This is a genomic window from Roseibium sp. RP-7, assembly GCF_053005225.1.
Genome location: NZ_JBRKQA010000001.1, coordinates 2,819,087 through 2,835,874, shown reverse-complemented (window position 1 = coordinate 2,835,874; position 16,788 = coordinate 2,819,087). Strand labels below are relative to the sequence as shown.

Genomic DNA, 16,788 nt, shown 5'->3' with positions numbered 1-16,788 from the left:
CTTAAAACGCCGTGTCGCGAAATTCCGCCGCAGTCACGAGCGGGTCACCCGCGAACAGGGCCGGGTGACAGAGCTCAGTCACATCCAACAGGTGAAGACACGCAACGGCAGCGTCCGCCGCATTGGCAAACGGTCCGACCATCAAGGCAATACCGCCTTGAGGCGTATTTCGTTCCATCAGGAGCGGGCGAAGGTCACGCATGCGTTCCGCATTTTGATTCTTGAAATCGCCCCAGGCTTTTGCTGCTGCAGCAGTTGAGCTGTAGTGACCAATAATCGCTCCGAAATCGCTTCGCTTCAGTTTGCTGTCACCGCCACCGCGAAGCCGTCCGGCGGGACTGGAAGGCGTGATAACCGCAGGTCGACTTGTCGTCTGGGTAGGTGTTGCGTCGAACGGCTCCGGCGAGGGCGGTGTAGAAGGCGTATTGTCTTCAACAGCCAAGGGTATTGAACCTGTCGCTTGGGGTTCGCCACCTGGCGCGGGCAGATCTACCCTTGGCAGGTCGACTATCCGGACCGGTTCGGCAGGATTGAAACTTCGGGTAGGCGCGTCGACTGGAGCGGTTCCGGAATCGATGCTGACCATCCGGGGGGGCACCTTGGGAACATCAAGGGCCGGCGTTGGAACCTGATTCTTGATGTCCGCCTGATCTGGTGCCACAGAAGTCGTCTGGTTCAGCTTTGAAGCATCGCGTTTTGCTTTTGGCGACGCTACGGGGACGGGAAGTGGTTTTTCCAGTTTTTCCGTCACCTCGGTGCGGACGATGCCCGGGCTCGGTTCCACTGGTTCGCCGCTGTCTCTGTCGGTATTTCCCGTTTCAGAAAGCCTGGAAAAAGCAGCTTCCTTCTCCAGTGCAGCGATGCGGCGCGAATACGCAAGATTTTGTTCGGCAAGTGCGCTAAGGCGTCGACGCAACCCGACGATTTCTTTCTGCAGCACCGCGATTTGGCTCTGGTCCAGGCCGGGAAGGGGGGCGTGATCGCTATCTTCCGGCAACTGCATGACTTCTACTGGCACCCCTCTGGCGGAAGGTGACGTGATGGAGGCAGTTGAACCCACGCTTCCGATCGGGGGCAGAGTTATTCCCGTCGGGAAATCGAACTTCGGTGTGAACTGGCCGTGAGCGTTGCTGAACTGATAGGAAGCAAGGCCGACAGTTCCCATGCAAACGGCCGCAAATGCCCAGGAAAGCAGGCCGACACGCGAAGGCGTGAACGTATCCCGGACAACGTCCCGAACAGATTTTTGTGCCTTCCGTTTTGCCAAAAGTCCTGCTTTCCGAGCCTGAAACCGAATCTCAAAGAAGATACCTCATCAGGTGTGCATTATGGTTAATGAAAAGCAAACCGAAGCACTCAGGAAGTCAGATCTTTCAATGTTCTGTGGATCGGGGCATATAGAGGCCGACTTGTGTGGGTGATGCCCGAAAAATTGACAGTGGATCTTTGATGACTTCCCGTTCTTGCCTTTCGATTGTTCTGGCCGCCGGACTCGGCACCCGGATGAAATCCAACCTGCCAAAGGTGATGCATGAGATCGGCGGACTGCCGTTGGTCGGGCATGTGGTAAAGGCCCTGAAACAGGCTGGCTCTGACCGAATTTCCGTCGTAACCGGCCCAGATATGCCCGAGCTTGAAAAGCTGGTTCAAAACCTTGCGCCGGAAGCGCATTGTCATGTCCAGCACGAGAGGCTGGGTACGGCTCACGCGGCGCTTGCCGCCCGGTCTGCGCTGGCCTCGCCTTCGGACGATGTCCTGATCCTGTTCGGCGACACTCCACTGGTGACGGCAGACACGATTGGCAAAGTTCGACGGGCCTTGTCGGATGGCGCAGATCTGGCCGTGCTTGGGTTCGAAACCCAACAACCATTCGGCTATGGCCGGTTGTTGACCGATAACGGGCAACTGGTTGCCATTCGGGAAGAAAAGGACGCCTCGGACGCAGAACGGAGGATCACGTTCTGCAACTCCGGAATCATGGGTTTCTCGGGGCAGCATGCACTTTCTTTGTTGGATGCGATTGGCAATGCCAATGCCAAAAGCGAATTTTACCTGACGGACGCGGTTGAAATCGCCAACAGCAGGGGCTTGAAGGTTGTTGCGGTTTCCGGCTCGGAAGTCGAAACGCAAGGTATCAATACACGTGCTCAGCTGGCTGCCTGTGAAGAGGATTTCCAGGTTCGTATGCGTAATTTCGCTTTGGAAAACGGCTGCACATTGCTTGCACCGCACACGGTGTATTTCTCGCATGATACCGTTCTGGAATCTGATGTGGTCGTAGAGCAGAATGTCGTCTTCGCCCCGGGGGTAAGGGTCGCAAGCGGAGCAAGGATCCGCGCCTTCAGTCACCTTGAGGGAGCATCCGTTGGCAGAAATAGCGCTGTTGGCCCCTATGCCCGTCTGCGGCCCGGCGCGGTTCTGGGGGCCGACACCCGTGTCGGCAACTTTGTCGAAGTCAAGAACACGACCTTCGAAGATGGTGCCAAGGCCAATCATCTCAGTTACATCGGCGACGCCAGTGTCGGTTCGAAGTCGAACATTGGTGCTGGCACGATTACCTGCAATTACGACGGCTACCTGAAACACCGGACAGAGATTGGTGCGGGCAGTTTTGTCGGTTCCAATTCCACGCTGGTGGCACCGGTCAGCCTTGGCAGCGGGACTTTTGTCGCTGCCGGAAGCGTGATCACCGACGATGTGGACCAGGATTCCATGGCATTTGGCCGTGCTCGGCAGATCGTCAAGGAAGGCAAGGCAAAACAGCTGCGGGAGCGGCTGAAGGCTGCCAAGGAAACCAAATCCTGACTTTCATACAATTCTCGACCCTTGTCATTTAATGAAACAGGGATTGATTTCTGGTTGGCAGGCGCTGTCGTCTAAAGCAGTGCGGTCCGTTGGATCCATTTTTAAAGGGCTTTTTGCATGTGTGGTATTGTTGGCGTGTTGGGAACGGTTGATGCGGCGCCGCGGATCGTGGATTCGCTGAAGCGGCTGGAATACCGGGGCTATGATTCTGCTGGCGTTGCCACATTGGTGGATGGTGCCATCGTGCGCCGCAGGGCGGAAGGCAAGCTGCGCAATCTTGAAGCTGTTCTCGAAAAGTCGCCCCTGACAGGCATCTCCGGGATCGGTCACACACGGTGGGCAACACACGGTGCACCAACTGTTGCCAATGCCCACCCGCACCAGGCCGGCTCGGTTGCCGTCGTTCATAATGGTATCATCGAAAACTATCTGGAACTGCGAGAGGAAATCGTCGCTGCCGGCGCCGTGCTGGATACCGAAACCGACACAGAAGTCGTGGCCCATCTGGTCAATCTGGCGATGGCCAAGGGACTTTCTCCTCGCGATGCTGTTGCACAGGTTCTGCCGCGCCTGAAGGGTGCTTTTGCATTGGCGATGCTGTTTTCCGGTGAGGAAGATCTTCTTATCGGTGCCCGCAAAGGATCGCCGCTTGCTGTCGGGCATGGAGACGGGGAAATGTTCTTCGGGTCCGATGCCATCGCCCTGTCGCCGTTTACCGACCGGATTACCTATCTTGATGAGGGCGATTGGGCTGTCATCACTAGGGCAGGTGTTGAGATCTTCGATCAGGCGAACCAGCCTGTCACGCGTCCGGAAGCAAGGTCGTCTGTCACCTCCAGTCTTATGGACAAGGGCAACTACAAGCATTTCATGGCCAAGGAAATCCACGAGCAGCCGGAAGTGCTGGGCCATACGCTGTCACGCTATTTCGATTACACGACCAAGCGGGCCCGCGTGGAAGGGGCTGACAAACTCAAGTTCAAGGACCTGTCGCGCCTGATCATTACGGCCTGCGGAACAGCGTATCTTGCCGGTCTGGTGTCCAAATACTGGTTCGAGAAATACGCCCGCCTTCCAGTAGAGATCGATATCGCCAGCGAGTTCCGCTATCGCGAAACACCGGTGAGCGACAAGGACACGGCGCTGGTCATTTCCCAGTCTGGCGAAACTGCAGACACGCTCGCCTCACTGCGCTACTGCAAGACGAATGGTGCCACGATCGGCGCGATCGTCAATGTTCCGGAAAGCACGATAGCCCGGGAAGCCGACAGGGTTTTCCAGACAATTGCCGGACCTGAAATCGGCGTTGCCTCGACAAAGGCCTTCACGTGTCAGCTTGCGGTGCTCGCCGGTCTTGCCCTGCAGGCCGGACGGGAGCGCGGCGTGCTGACGCCGGAGCGGGAGCAGGAGCTTGTCGCGGAATTGATCGAAGTGCCGAGCCTCGCTCTCAAGGCCCTGGCCCGTGAAAGCGATATCGAGAAACTGGCGCATCCGCTCTCCAAGGCAAGCAATGCACTTTACCTCGGCCGGGCAACCAATTTCCCGCTTGCACTGGAAGGCGCGCTGAAGCTCAAGGAGCTCTCCTACATCCACGCAGAAGGCTACGCTGCCGGGGAACTCAAGCACGGTCCTATAGCTCTCATCGATGAAAACATGCCGGTTTTCGTGATCGCGCCCTTTGACGCGATTTACGAGAAAACCGTTTCCAACATGCAGGAAGTGGCCGCGCGCGGCGGACGGATCGTGCTCATCACAGACGAGCGCGGTGCGTCGGAGTGTGGCAATGCGGCCGAAAATACCGTCATTCTGCCGGACATGTCGGATATCGTTGCGCCGATCATCTACGCGTTGCCTGTTCAGCTCATTGCCTACCACACGGCTGTCTTCATGGGCACCGATGTCGATCAGCCGAGGAACCTGGCCAAATCCGTGACGGTTGAATAGTCCATGGACAGCACAAGCACGCAAGATCGGGTTTTGCCCTTCGAGGAGCGGTACAGGGCTGACGTCATTGCGCTCTGGGAGAAATGTGGTCTGACGCGCCCGTGGAATGATCCGGACAAAGACATCGACCGCAAGCAGACCGACGAAAACGGAGCCTTCTTCGTGCTTCTGCGCGGGGACAGGCTTATCGGGTCCGTCATGGCCGGGTATGACGGCCACCGCGGGTCGATCAACTATCTTTCAGTCGATCCCGAATGTCAGACGGTGGGCCTTGGGAAAATGCTGATGAGCCGCTGCGAGGCATTTCTGATTGCGCAGGGCTGTCCGAAGATCAACCTTATGGTACGTCAGGACAACGACAAGGTTCTGCGGTTTTACGAACAACTCGGATATGCGGAGGAAAGCGCTGTTTCCCTTGGAAAACGGCTTATTCCAGACATTTAGCCCGTCGACCTATGACGGATCCTTGCAACCGTCGGGAGGGGTGTTGCCCGGGCCCGATGGACGAGACAGGACGTAGGCTGCGCAGCCGATCATGAACAGTCCGACACCTATGGCAAGCCACAGGTCAGGATGGGCTGAAAGATAGAAGACGCAATATCCGAAGGTCATTCCGGAAATGGCGAAGATCTTTGCCTTCGGCGGGATTGCGCCATGTTCGCGCCAGGCAATCACTGGCGGACCGAAGATAGGGTGGTTGAGGATGCGCGCCTCAAGTGCGGGAGAGGATCTGGCAAAACAGGCAGCGGCAAGGATGAAGAAGATCGTGCTCGGCAGAATGGGAAGGAACGCACCGACAATCCCGAGGCCGACACATCCGGTTCCCAGAAGTTTGAACGTGGTCCGCCGCAACACTGCCTCCAAATCCGGCATAATTTGAATACATCGCTGAAAAATAAATCAAGCGAAGGATACCGCACTGCGATAAAGATGCTTATCTAATTGCGGGTCAGTTGAAAAGACGAGCACACACAGGGAAGTTTCGGGTTTAACCCATGAGCCGACACAAACATAAAGCAGAAGACGCGCACAAGATAGGCCATCGGCCGGGTGCGGCAACACGTCTTCGCAACTACTTCCTGACAGGGCTGGTCATCGCCGGCCCGATCGGCATTACCCTGTGGTTGACCTGGACCTTCATCAAATGGGTGGACGGCTGGGTCAAGCCGTTTGTACCCAAGATCTACAATCCGGACACCTACCTGCCGTTTCCGATACCCGGTTTCGGGCTCATTGTTGCAGTGTTTGTCCTCACGGTCGTCGGCTTTCTTGCAGCAAACTTCCTTGGGCGCAGTCTTATATCGGTTGGCGAAAAAATCGTCGGTCGCATGCCGCTTGTTCGTAATATTTACAGTGGCTTGAAGCAGATTTTTGAGACGGTGCTTGATCAACGCGGAAGCAGCTTTACCACAGCGGCGCTGATCGAGTATCCACGCAGAGGTCTATGGGCGATTGTGTTCATCTCCACCGACACCAAGGGCGAAGTGGAGCGCCGGCTCAAGGACAAGGCCGATACACTTTCCGTATTCTTGCCGACCACGCCGAACCCGACATCGGGCTTTCTGCTGTTTGTTCCGAAGGAAGATGTGATTGAACTGGACATGAGTGTCGAAGATGCCGCAAAGCTCGTGATCTCGGCTGGTCTGGTCAATCCGAAATATCCGGAAATTCTCGCAGACGATATTGTCGATCCGGCGCAGCTGGAGCGGGTGAGAAGCTCTGAAGACGCCTGAGTGCGTTAGCAAGCAATCTAATCCATTATTCGCTTTGCCCTACGTCGTCAGGCGTCCTTGCCGACTTACGTACGATTGGCTCAAATGGCTGCTGGTGTAGTCGTGCCGACACCTGGGTATTGACTTGCTGCTGTTCGAACTTGTCAGCCGGCCCTGAGGAGCCTGATCGCGGCATCGCGGCCGAACAGATACAAAAGACACCGCAGAGCTTCGCCGCGTTTGGTTTTCAGATCCGGATCCAGTTCAAGGATAAGTCTCGCGTCGTCGCGTGCAACTTCCATCAGATCGGCGTGTTCGTCGGCGCGTGCGATACGAAAACCTGGCGTGCCGGACTGTCGGGTACCGAGAATTTCACCACCGCCGCGAAGCTTCAGATCTTCTTCCGCGATCAGGAAACCATCGTTGGTCTGGCGCATGATGTTGAGGCGCGCGCCAGCCGTTTCTCCAAGCGGTCCCTTGTAAAGAAGGACGCAGGACGAAGGCTTGTCACCCCGTCCGACACGGCCTCGCAGCTGGTGCAATTGCGCGAGGCCAAAACGTTCGGCGTGTTCGATCACGATTATGGTGGCATCGGGCACATCGACGCCGACTTCAATTACGGTTGTTGCCACCAGCACCTTGGTTGCGCCGGACTTGAAGTCTGCCATTGCGGCATCTTTTTCGTCGGCGTTCATGCGGCCGTGGACCAGTGAGACGCGTTGCCGAAGAGCATGTTCCAGAACCCGGTGACGCTCCTCAACGGCGGCCAGGTCGATCTTTTCGGATTCTTCCACCAGTGGACATACCCAATAAACCTTCTGTCCGTCGGCGACCGCTGCACCAACCCGGCCAATGATCTCGTCCAAGCGGTCCAGAGACACTGATACGGTTGTGATGGGCTTGCGTCCCGCGGGCTTGTCCGTCAGGCGCGACACGTCCATGTCGCCAAAGCCTGTCAGCACGAGCGTTCTCGGGATAGGGGTGGCGGTCATGACCAGAACATCGACGCCGTTGCCCTTGGCCGAGAGGGCGAGCCGTTGATGCACACCAAAGCGATGCTGCTCGTCTACGACGACCATGGCCAGATTGCGAAAGGTCACGGTTCCCTGGAAAAGGGCGTGGGTGCCGACCACGAGGTCGATCTCACCTGCGTCCAACTGTTCCTGTCGAAGGCGACGTTCCTTCTGGCTGTCCTTTCCGGTCATCAGGGCAAGGCGAATGCCTGCCTTTTCGCACAGTGGCAACATCGACGCGTAGTGCTGGCGGGCGAGAATTTCCGTCGGCGCCATCAGGGCCCCTTGCGCACCGGTTTCTATCACCTGTGCCAGGGCGGCAAGCGCAACGACGGTCTTACCAGCGCCGACATCGCCTTGCAGAAGTCGCAACATGCGTACTGGTTTGGCGAGGTCTTCATTTATTTCTTCGATCGCTTTTGCCTGACTGCCGGTCAATTGAAACGGCAGTGACGCTATCACCGCTTTTTGCAGTTCCCCTTTGGGGCTTCGCGATATTCCGCCAAGCGTACGCATGTGTGCCCGCACCATGGCAAGAGCCAACTGGCTGGCGAGCAGCTCGTCATAGGCGAGCCGCTGCATGAAGGGGGAGGCGGGGTCGATGTCGTTGCGTTCATGCGGTGCATGCAGTGTCTTCAAGGCTTCTGCGAAATCCGGCCAGCCAGTCTGGTGAAGATGGGCGTCATTCAGCCATTCCGGGAGGTGAGGCACACGGTCGACAGCCGCCCGCACAGCCTTTTGCAAGGTTTTGGAGCTTAAACCGGCGGTTAACGGATAGACCGGTTCGATCGCCGGCATTTCTTCCGCTTCCTCAGGTTTCAGCGAATAGTCCGGGTGCACCATCTGAGGGCGCTCGTTGAACCATTCGACCTTGCCTGAAACGATTCTTCGTTCGCCTTCGGGAAAAGTTTTCTCCAGCCAGTCACGGCGCGGGTGAAAGAAGACAAAGGTGATCTGACCTGTCTCGTCGTAGGCGTTGATCCGGTAAGGTGCTTTCGAATGCCGGGGGGGCGCCATGTGCCGGCCGATGGTGACATCCAGTGTGACGATGTCGCCATTTTCCGAATAGGCGATGCCCGGACGGTGCCGCCGGTCTATAAGGCTATGAGGAATATGAAAAAGCAGATCAGCAACGGTCGCGTTACGGTCCGGCTGGCTGCCGACGAGGCCGGACACCAGCTTTTCGATCTTTGGTCCGATTCCAGGCAAAGTCGAAACCGGGGCAAACAGGGGATCGAGGACCGGCGGGCGCATGTTCGGCGTGTAAACCTTCGAGAGACGGGAGGGCATTCGGTATCACGAACCCCTGTTCTGCCACGAAGGCGGAGCGCTGCGCAACAAATAGAACATTCTGTGAACTGGGCGCTGACAAGCTCGTTCTCTGGCGCTATATAACCGACACGAAATCACTCGTCCGGCCGATATCGGCGAAAACAATACTGCCTTTGCCTAAAGGCCGGTCAGCTTCTCATAGGTCTGTTTCTCATGTCCGAAATGTCCGGCGCACACGTCGATATCAATGGTGGCGAACGGGATTCCCGGCGCAAGAAAATACTGTTTCGGTGCTGGCATCGGGGCATGAAGGAAATGGATCTGCTGTTGGGTGGATTCGCGGATGCCAAGATCGACAGCCTTACGGAAGAAGAACTCCTGGAACTCGAGCACTTGCTGACAGCGCATGACCAGGATCTGTACGCCTGGATGACAGGTCGCAAGCCCTTGCCGCAGGAGTGGGACGGTCCGCTTTACCGCCGCATCATTGCCTATCATGAAGCCGCCGGTCCGGCCGGGTTCGGCAGATAACAACAAGGACGCCAGCTGTGTTTGACAGCCTGCTGAAGGATCAGGCCAACGTGACGCTTGCCGGCGTTCCGGATGGGGCCGAAAGCTACGCTCTTGCAAGGCTGCTTGCCGAATCCCGAGCGCAGGGCCTTGCCCTGGTATTTGTCGCCCGCGACGCAACGCGCATGGCCATGGTCAGCGAAGCACTTCAGTTCTTCGATCCAGAGGTCGAAATCCTGCAGTTGCCCGCCTGGGATTGCCTGCCATACGACCGCGTTTCGCCCAATTCTGCGATCAGTGCACGCCGCCTGCTGGCGCTCGGCCAACTTGCGCGTGGCATGACGGACGGCAAGAAAACCGTGCTGATGACAACGCTCAACGCGGCACTTCAGCGTGTTCCCGAGCGCTCTTTCATGGCCGACCAGACCTTCTCCATGGCACCGGGTAACCGGGTCGACATGGGAGCGATCTCCACATGGCTGGAGATGAACGGCTTTTCGCGGACCCCGACCGTTCGTGAAACCGGCGAATATGCTGTTCGTGGCGGTATTGTCGATCTCTTTGCGCCTGGAGCGGAGGAGCCCGTGCGGCTCGATTTCTTCGGCGATACCCTTGAATCGATCCGCTCATTCAACGCGGAAACACAGAGAACCTCCAAACAGCTGAAACGCCTTGACCTGGTTCCGATGAGCGAGGTCGTATTGTCCGAGGAAGCCATCTCCCGCTTCCGTCGTTCCTATCTGGCCAATTTTGGCGCAGCCAGCCGAGAAGACGTGCTCTATCAGTCGATCAGTGACGGTCGCCGATACGCAGGTATGGAGCATTGGCTGCCACTGTTCCACGACCGACTGGAAAGTCTGTTCGATTACATCGGCGACACGCCTGTCGTGCTGGATACCAGCATGAGTGACGCAGTCCGCGAACGCGTTGACCAGGTCACGGAATACTACCGTGCACGTCAGGAAGCGCGCGAAATGGGGACAAGCGCCGGAACGGTGCCTTACATGCCGGTGGAACCGGCCAGTCTCTATGTCACCGAAGAGGAATGGCGTGCAGCTGTCGCCGACCGCGCAAGCGCCGCACTTGATCCCTTTACGCCGCCGCCAGGTAGCGGCAAGACGATTGTCGAACTGGGTGGGCGTCAGGGCCGGAGTTTTGCTGCCGAAAGGGCAGCGGGCGACATCAACATTTTTGACGCGCTGACTACTCACGTGCGCCAACTGCAAAAGCAGGGCAAACGCACGGTGATTGCCTGCTGGTCGGAAGGTTCGCGCGACCGACTCGGCCAGATTCTTGAAGACCATGGTCTTGGAGCGGTCAAGAATGCGGACACGCTGAAGGACATCGAGGAACTTCCCGCCAAGACAACTGCGCTGTGTGTACTGGGCATCGAGCATGGCTTTGAGCTCAATGACGTCGTCTTCATCGGCGAACAGGACATTCTCGGCGACAGGCTGGTTCGCAAGTCGCGTCGCAAGTCCAAGGGCGCCAACGTCATTACCGAAGCGACGGGCCTTTCGGAAGGCGATCTCGTCGTTCACGTGGACCACGGTATCGGCAGGTTCATCGGTCTGAAAACGATTGAAGCTGTCGGCGCGCCGCATGACTGCCTGGAACTTCAATATGCCGGTGGCGACAAACTCTATCTTCCGGTCGAAAACATCGAGCTTCTGTCCCGCTATGGCTCGGAAGACCAGGAAGCCCAACTCGACAAGCTCGGTGGCGGTGCCTGGCAGGCACGCAAGGCCAAGCTCAAGAAGCGCATTCTGGAAATCGCCGACGGCCTGATCAAGACAGCAGCTCAACGCGCTCTCAAGACCGCGCCGGTGGTGGAAACACCGGAAGGCGTCTACGACGAGTTCGCGACGCGATTCCCCTACGAGGAAACAGACGATCAGCTTACAGCGATCGACGCGGTTTTCGACGATCTGTCTTCGGGGCGGCCGATGGATCGGCTGGTTTGCGGCGACGTTGGATTCGGCAAGACGGAAGTGGCACTTCGTGCAGCTTTCATTGCCGCCATGTCCGGGCGCCAGGTTGCGGTGGTGGTACCTACGACCCTTTTGGCCCGTCAACACTTCAAGACCTTCTCCGAGCGCTTTCATGGCTTGCCGATCAACGTAGCCCATGCATCCCGCCTGGTGCCCACCAAGCAACTGAGCCTGACCAAGAAAGGCATCACGGACGGATCAGTCGATATTGTCGTCGGCACCCATGCGTTGCTGGGCAAGTCCATCGAATTCCGGGATCTCGGCCTGCTTATCATCGACGAAGAGCAGCATTTCGGGGTCAAGCACAAGGAACGGCTGAAAGAGCTGAAATCGGACGTTCACGTGTTGACCCTATCGGCGACACCGATCCCGCGGACCTTGCAGCTTGCGCTGACGGGGGTACGCGAACTGTCGCTGATCGCAACGCCGCCGGTGGACCGGCTGGCAGTGCGCACGTTCGTTTCGCCGTTCGATCCGTTGGTGGTTCGAGAGGCCCTTCTGCGCGAGCATTACAGAGGCGGGCAGAGTTTCTATGTCTGTCCGCGCCTTGCCGACATTGCAGAGCGCCTCGAGTTCCTTGAAAATCAGGTGCCTGAACTGAAAGTGGCGGTTGCCCACGGCCAGATGCCTCCGGGGGAACTGGAAGACGTCATGAACGCCTTCTATGAGGGCAAATACAACGTCCTGCTGTCGACAACGATCGTTGAATCCGGGCTGGATATTCCGACCGCGAACACGTTGATCGTGCACCGGGCGGATATGTTCGGCCTTGCACAGCTCTACCAGCTGCGCGGTCGTGTCGGCCGGTCCAAGACCCGCGCCTACGCGCTCTTTACGGTTCCTGCGAACAAGACGTTGACAGCGACTGCCGAGCGCCGATTGAAAGTCCTTCAGTCTCTCGAAACGTTGGGTGCAGGCTTCCAGCTGGCCAGCCACGATCTCGACATTCGAGGGGCCGGGAATCTGCTTGGCGAGGAGCAGTCCGGGCATATCAAGGAAGTCGGATTTGAACTGTACCAGCAGATGCTGGAAGAGGCGGTTGCCCAGCTCAAGGATGGTGGCGCGGATTTTGGCGACGAGCAGTGGTCGCCGCAAATCAACATCGGCACGCCTGTGCTTATCCCGGAAAACTACGTCGCCGACCTGCAACTGCGTCTGCAGCTTTACCGCCGTTTGGGCGATGTCACCGAGGCGGAGGAAATCGATTCCTTCGGCGCGGAACTGATCGACCGCTTTGGGCCGTTGCCGGAAGAAGTGCAGCATCTCCTCAAGATCGTCTTCATCAAGGGGCTTTGCCGCAAGGCCAATGTCGAGAAGGTCGATGCCGGGCCGAAAGGGATCGTCATCACGTTCCGCAATAGCGAATTCTCCAATCCGGCCGGTCTGGTTTCCTACATTGCCGAGCAGGGTGTCCTTGCGAAGATCCGACCGGATCAGAAGGTGGTCCTGACGCGCGATTGGGATAAAACCGACGCACGTTTGAAAGGGACCGCAACGGTGCTGACCAAACTGGCGCGCCTGGCAGCCGCCTGAGGCAGAGTTCGCCGGCTCGCTCAAACGTGTGGAACGAGGGCGTGGACCCGAGCAGGGGCCAGCCCAATATCGCACTGAACATGTGGTTATCCGGTGGACCGAGGTGTTCGCGATGGACGAGCTGGTGGCCCTAAGCCAGAGTAACTTCCTGTTTTACAGAGTTTTTCTGTAACAACGCTTGAACCAATTGAAGGGGCCGCCGGGATACCTGATGTTGGCGGTTGACACCCGACAGGCCTCAGCCCGCATCCGTCCATCCTTCGGCGCCCACCAGAGGTACGTAGGCGACGGCACCGAGATTATCTGTTTTGAACTCGGTTTCGGAAAGTCTTTCGATCCGGATGAGATCTTGCTGCCGCTTTGACCTGCCAACCGGAATCACCAGTCGGCCGCCTACCTTGAGTTGCTTTTTGAGAGAATCGGGGACAGCCGGCGCTCCCGCCGCAACTGCGATGGCATCAAAAGGGGCTTCCGCCGGACAGCCAAGTGTTCCGTCGGCGCAAATAACCTCGACGTTCCTGCAACCTGCCCGTTTCAGATTTTCCCTGGAAAGGCTGACGAGCTCCTGAAGTCGATCGATCGAAATGACTTTGTGAGAGAGATTTCCAAGCACAGCAGCTGCGTAACCAGAACCTGCCCCGATCTCCAAAACCTTCGCGTTTTCGCTGATTTCAAGCAGTTCGCAAGTGAGAGCCACAACATAGGGCTGGGATATTGTCTGGCCATATCCTATGGACAAAGGCCCATCCCAGTAGGCTCGGTTTACCTCGCTCTCCGGAACAAAGATATGGCGCGGCACACTGGCCATGGCGGCCAGAACTCGTTTGTCGCTAATACCGCGCCTGCGCAGTTGCTGCTCAACCATTTCTGCGCGTGCGGTCGTCCACTGATCCATGGGCTGCTCTCGCCGGACACAAATTTACCGTGCATTTGATTGGCTGTCTCAAGACTCTATTAAACCTAAATCCGCATAGTGAGAGAACCAAGAGGCCAGTGTATCAGCGTTAAGGTCCAAAGAGTGCCCCGAGCAGCTACCCGTCAGCGAAAACAGTCATTTCTCCGTCGATTGATCACGCCTGCAATCGCCATTGCTGCGCTTGGTTACTTTGGCTTCCATGCGATGAGCGGTGAGCTCGGTATGGTTGGCCGAGCAATGATCGAGCGTCAGGTTTCCGAACTTGAAGGTGAATTGGCTGTCTTGACCGCCCAGCGTCAGGAGCTCGTCTCAAGGGTTAGTCTGCTTCGGCCGGAGAGCCTCGATCCTGATATGCTCGATGAGCGCGCAAGGCTCAATCTCAACCTGGTGCATCCTGACGAGCTGGTTGTTCTCAGGCCGGGTCATCGTTACAGCATGAACTGAATTTCAGTTGATTTTGCTGCATTAACAATAATCTGGTTAAATATAAAATTCTGTAGTATCAACAATGCTTTGATGCTGTTGTTGCAGTGCGAGATGCGTGGATTGGATTGACAGACCCAACCGGATAAGTTGCTCCTACCTATCTTAGGGGAAACGTCACGCCGAGATGAGGGTTATGGCCACAGCATCAAAGACCACTTCCGCTAGCTCCAAGAGCACCAGCCGGACACGCAGCTCCGCCAAGAAGGCGCAGCCTGCGATCGCCGAGTTCGATAAGGACGAAGAACTTCACGCTTACCGCGAAATGCTTCTGATCCGACGTTTTGAGGAAAAAGCCGGGCAACTGTACGGCATGGGCCTCATCGGCGGGTTTTGTCATTTGTATATCGGACAGGAAGCTGTCGTCGTCGGTATGCAGATGGCCAAGAAAGACGGCGATCAGATGATCACCGGTTACCGGGATCATGGCCACATGCTGGCAATGGATCTCGATCCGAAAGGCGTGATGGCGGAACTGACCGGTCGTCGCGGTGGCTTGTCGAAAGGCAAGGGCGGCTCCATGCACATGTTCTCCAAGGAGAAGCATTTCTATGGCGGCCATGGCATCGTCGGTGCACAGGTGTCGCTTGGCACCGGCCTCGGGTTCGCGAACAAATACCGTGAAAACGGAAACGTTGCGATGGCCTTCTTTGGCGACGGTGCGTCCAACCAGGGTCAGGTCTACGAGAGCTTCAACATGGCCGAGCTGTGGAAGCTTCCGGTCGTTTACGTGATCGAGAACAACAAGTACGGCATGGGCACCAGCGTTGCCCGCGCTTCCGCCACCACAGATCTTTCCCAGCGTGGTGCTTCCTTCGGAATTCCGGGCAAGCAGGTCGACGGTATGGATGTGCGCGCAGTCAAGGCAGCCTCCGCTGAAGCTCTGGAATGGTGCCGTGAAGGCAAGGGGCCGTTCATTCTTGAAATGATCACCTACCGGTACCGCGGCCACTCGATGTCGGATCCGGCGAAATACCGCTCCAAGGACGAAGTCCAGAAGATGCGGACCGAACATGATCCGATCGAACAGGTGCGTGCGCGCCTCATGGACAAGGGTTGGGCATCCGAAGACGACCTCAAGGCCATCGACAAGGATGTGCGGGCCAGGGTCGCGGAAGCTGCCGAATTTGCACAGACGGATCCGGAACCGGATGTGTCTGAACTCTACACCGACATTCTGCTCTAAGGCCGGGGGACAACATGCCGATTGACATTTTGATGCCGGCGCTTTCGCCGACTATGGAAGAGGGCAAGCTCGCCAAGTGGCTGAAGGCCGAGGGCGACACCATCTCTGCAGGCGATGTGATCGCCGAAATCGAGACCGACAAGGCCACCATGGAAGTGGAAGCGGTTGACGAAGGCACGCTTGGAAAAATCCTGGTTGCCGAAGGAACCGACAACGTCAAGGTGAACGCCAAGATTGCGGTTCTGCTGGCCGAGGGCGAAGACGCCAGTGCCATCGACACCGCAGCTTCCGCGCCAGCCGCCGCTGCGGCCCCTGAAGCCCCTGCGGCTGCAGAAGCCTCCAGCGCACCGGCTGTTGCCTCCGCTCCGACGCCTGCTGCTCCTGCGCCTGAAACTGCTGACGATCCGGAAATTCCGGCCGGAACGGCAATGAAGTCCTCCACCGTTCGCGAAGCTTTGCGTGATGCGATGGCAGAGGAAATGCGCCGTGATCCGGACGTCTTCATCATGGGTGAGGAAGTTGCGGAGTATCAGGGCGCCTACAAGATCACCCAGGGCCTGCTGGACGAGTTTTCCGCCAAGCGTGTCATCGATACGCCGATCACCGAGCACGGCTTTGCCGGTCTTGGCGTCGGGGCAGCGATGGCCGGTCTGAAGCCGATCGTCGAGTTCATGACCTTCAACTTCGCCATGCAGGCGATTGACCAGATCATCAACTCCGCCGCCAAGACGTTGTACATGTCCGGCGGTCAGATGGGTGCTCCGATTGTCTTCCGTGGACCAAACGGTGCCGCGGCGCGAGTCGGTGCCCAGCATTCACAGGATTACGCTTCCTGGTACGCCCACGTGCCGGGCCTGAAGGTGGTCCAGCCGTATTCGGCTGCGGATGCAAAAGGCCTTCTGAAGGCAGCAATTCGCGACCCGAACCCGGTCATCTTCCTGGAAAACGAAATCCTCTACGGTCATTCCTTCGAAGTCCCGGACATGGACGATTTCGTTCTGCCGATCGGCAAGGCGAAGGTGGAACGCGGCGGAACGGACGTGACGCTGGTTTCCTGGGGCATCGGCATGACCTACACCATCAAGGCGGCTGAAGAGCTGGCCGGAATGGGGATCTCGGCCGAGGTCATCAACCTGCGCACCATTCGTCCGCTGGATATCGACACCGTGCTGGCGTCCGTCCGCAAGACAGGCCGGATCGTGACGATCGAAGAAGCCTTCCCGATGTGCTCCGTTTCATCGGAAATCGCCTACCAGGTTCAGGAAAAGGCGTTCGACTATCTCGACGCACCGATCCTGCGCGTGACCGGCAAGGACGTTCCCATGCCTTACGCTGCAAACCTGGAAAAGCTGGCTCTGCCGAACGTTGGTGAAGTCATCGATGCGGTCAAAGCCGTAACCTACACCGCCTGAGGCCAGGGAGA

The 16,788-nt window shown here is 57.6% G+C and carries 13 protein-coding genes; 9 read left to right on the top strand and 4 right to left on the bottom strand.

The features are described from left to right. Window position 1: 1 nt before the first annotated feature. Window positions 2-1,267: a hypothetical protein gene (locus tag ACVDG9_RS12740; RefSeq protein ID WP_447238134.1), complete on the bottom strand. Its 1,266-nt coding sequence runs from the start codon at window positions 1,265-1,267 to the stop codon at window positions 2-4. A 182-nt stretch (window positions 1,268-1,449) separates the two neighbouring features. Between ACVDG9_RS12740 and glmU the strand changes: the two genes are divergently transcribed. The 3 genes from glmU (at window position 1,450) to ACVDG9_RS12725 (ending at window position 5,193) form a co-directional block, all read left to right on the top strand. After that, a complete protein-coding gene (glmU, locus tag ACVDG9_RS12735) occupies window positions 1,450-2,805 on the top strand; it encodes a bifunctional UDP-N-acetylglucosamine diphosphorylase/glucosamine-1-phosphate N-acetyltransferase GlmU (RefSeq protein WP_447238133.1) in 1,356 nt (451 codons plus the stop codon). Window positions 2,806-2,922: 117 nt separating this feature from the next. Continuing rightward, on the top strand, window positions 2,923-4,749 hold the full coding sequence (gene glmS / locus ACVDG9_RS12730; RefSeq protein WP_447238132.1) for a glutamine--fructose-6-phosphate transaminase (isomerizing): 1,827 nt from the start codon (window positions 2,923-2,925) through the stop codon (window positions 4,747-4,749). A gap of 3 nt (window positions 4,750-4,752) precedes the next feature. Then, the gene (locus ACVDG9_RS12725; RefSeq protein WP_289806441.1) at window positions 4,753-5,193 is read left to right on the top strand and encodes a GNAT family acetyltransferase; all 441 of its coding nucleotides are present in this window, start codon (window positions 4,753-4,755) and stop codon (window positions 5,191-5,193) included. Window positions 5,194-5,202: 9 nt separating this feature from the next. Here the strand turns inward: ACVDG9_RS12725 and ACVDG9_RS12720 are convergent, their stop codons facing one another. Beyond that, entirely contained in the window at window positions 5,203-5,622 is a 420-nt protein-coding gene (locus ACVDG9_RS12720) for a YbaN family protein (RefSeq protein WP_062488708.1), read from the bottom strand. Between the two features lie 122 nt (window positions 5,623-5,744). Between ACVDG9_RS12720 and ACVDG9_RS12715 the strand changes: the two genes are divergently transcribed. Then, entirely contained in the window at window positions 5,745-6,482 is a 738-nt protein-coding gene (locus tag ACVDG9_RS12715) for a DUF502 domain-containing protein (protein WP_055654395.1), read from the top strand. A gap of 143 nt (window positions 6,483-6,625) precedes the next feature. Here the strand turns inward: ACVDG9_RS12715 and recG are convergent, their stop codons facing one another. Then, entirely contained in the window at window positions 6,626-8,728 is a 2,103-nt protein-coding gene (gene recG, locus ACVDG9_RS12710) for an ATP-dependent DNA helicase RecG (protein ID WP_447238311.1), read from the bottom strand. Window positions 8,729-8,959: 231 nt separating this feature from the next. On the opposite strand from recG, the gene ACVDG9_RS12705 reads away from it, so the two are divergent. Both ACVDG9_RS12705 and mfd read left to right on the top strand, forming a co-directional pair. After that, window positions 8,960-9,277 (top strand): FAD assembly factor SdhE, encoded by a 318-nt coding sequence (locus ACVDG9_RS12705; protein ID WP_022998564.1) that lies wholly within the window; start codon window positions 8,960-8,962, stop codon window positions 9,275-9,277. 17 nt (window positions 9,278-9,294) lie between these two features. Continuing rightward, window positions 9,295-12,780: a transcription-repair coupling factor gene (gene mfd / locus ACVDG9_RS12700; RefSeq protein ID WP_447238131.1), complete on the top strand. Its 3,486-nt coding sequence runs from the start codon at window positions 9,295-9,297 to the stop codon at window positions 12,778-12,780. A gap of 238 nt (window positions 12,781-13,018) precedes the next feature. Here the strand turns inward: mfd and ACVDG9_RS12695 are convergent, their stop codons facing one another. After that, on the bottom strand, window positions 13,019-13,675 hold the full coding sequence (locus tag ACVDG9_RS12695; RefSeq protein ID WP_447238130.1) for a protein-L-isoaspartate(D-aspartate) O-methyltransferase: 657 nt from the start codon (window positions 13,673-13,675) through the stop codon (window positions 13,019-13,021). Between the two features lie 171 nt (window positions 13,676-13,846). Here ACVDG9_RS12695 and ACVDG9_RS12690 point away from each other — a divergent pair, with 171 nt between their 5' ends. From ACVDG9_RS12690 to ACVDG9_RS12680, 3 genes are all read left to right on the top strand, one after another. After that, window positions 13,847-14,140, top strand: a complete 294-nt coding sequence (locus tag ACVDG9_RS12690; RefSeq protein ID WP_022998567.1) for an FtsB family cell division protein — start codon at window positions 13,847-13,849, stop codon at window positions 14,138-14,140. Between the two features lie 175 nt (window positions 14,141-14,315). Further along, on the top strand, window positions 14,316-15,365 hold the full coding sequence (gene pdhA, locus ACVDG9_RS12685) for a pyruvate dehydrogenase (acetyl-transferring) E1 component subunit alpha (RefSeq protein WP_022998568.1): 1,050 nt from the start codon (window positions 14,316-14,318) through the stop codon (window positions 15,363-15,365). A 14-nt stretch (window positions 15,366-15,379) separates the two neighbouring features. Next, window positions 15,380-16,777, top strand: coding sequence for a pyruvate dehydrogenase complex E1 component subunit beta (locus ACVDG9_RS12680; protein WP_447238129.1), 1,398 nt, complete (start codon window positions 15,380-15,382; stop codon window positions 16,775-16,777). Window positions 16,778-16,788 lie beyond the last annotated feature (11 nt).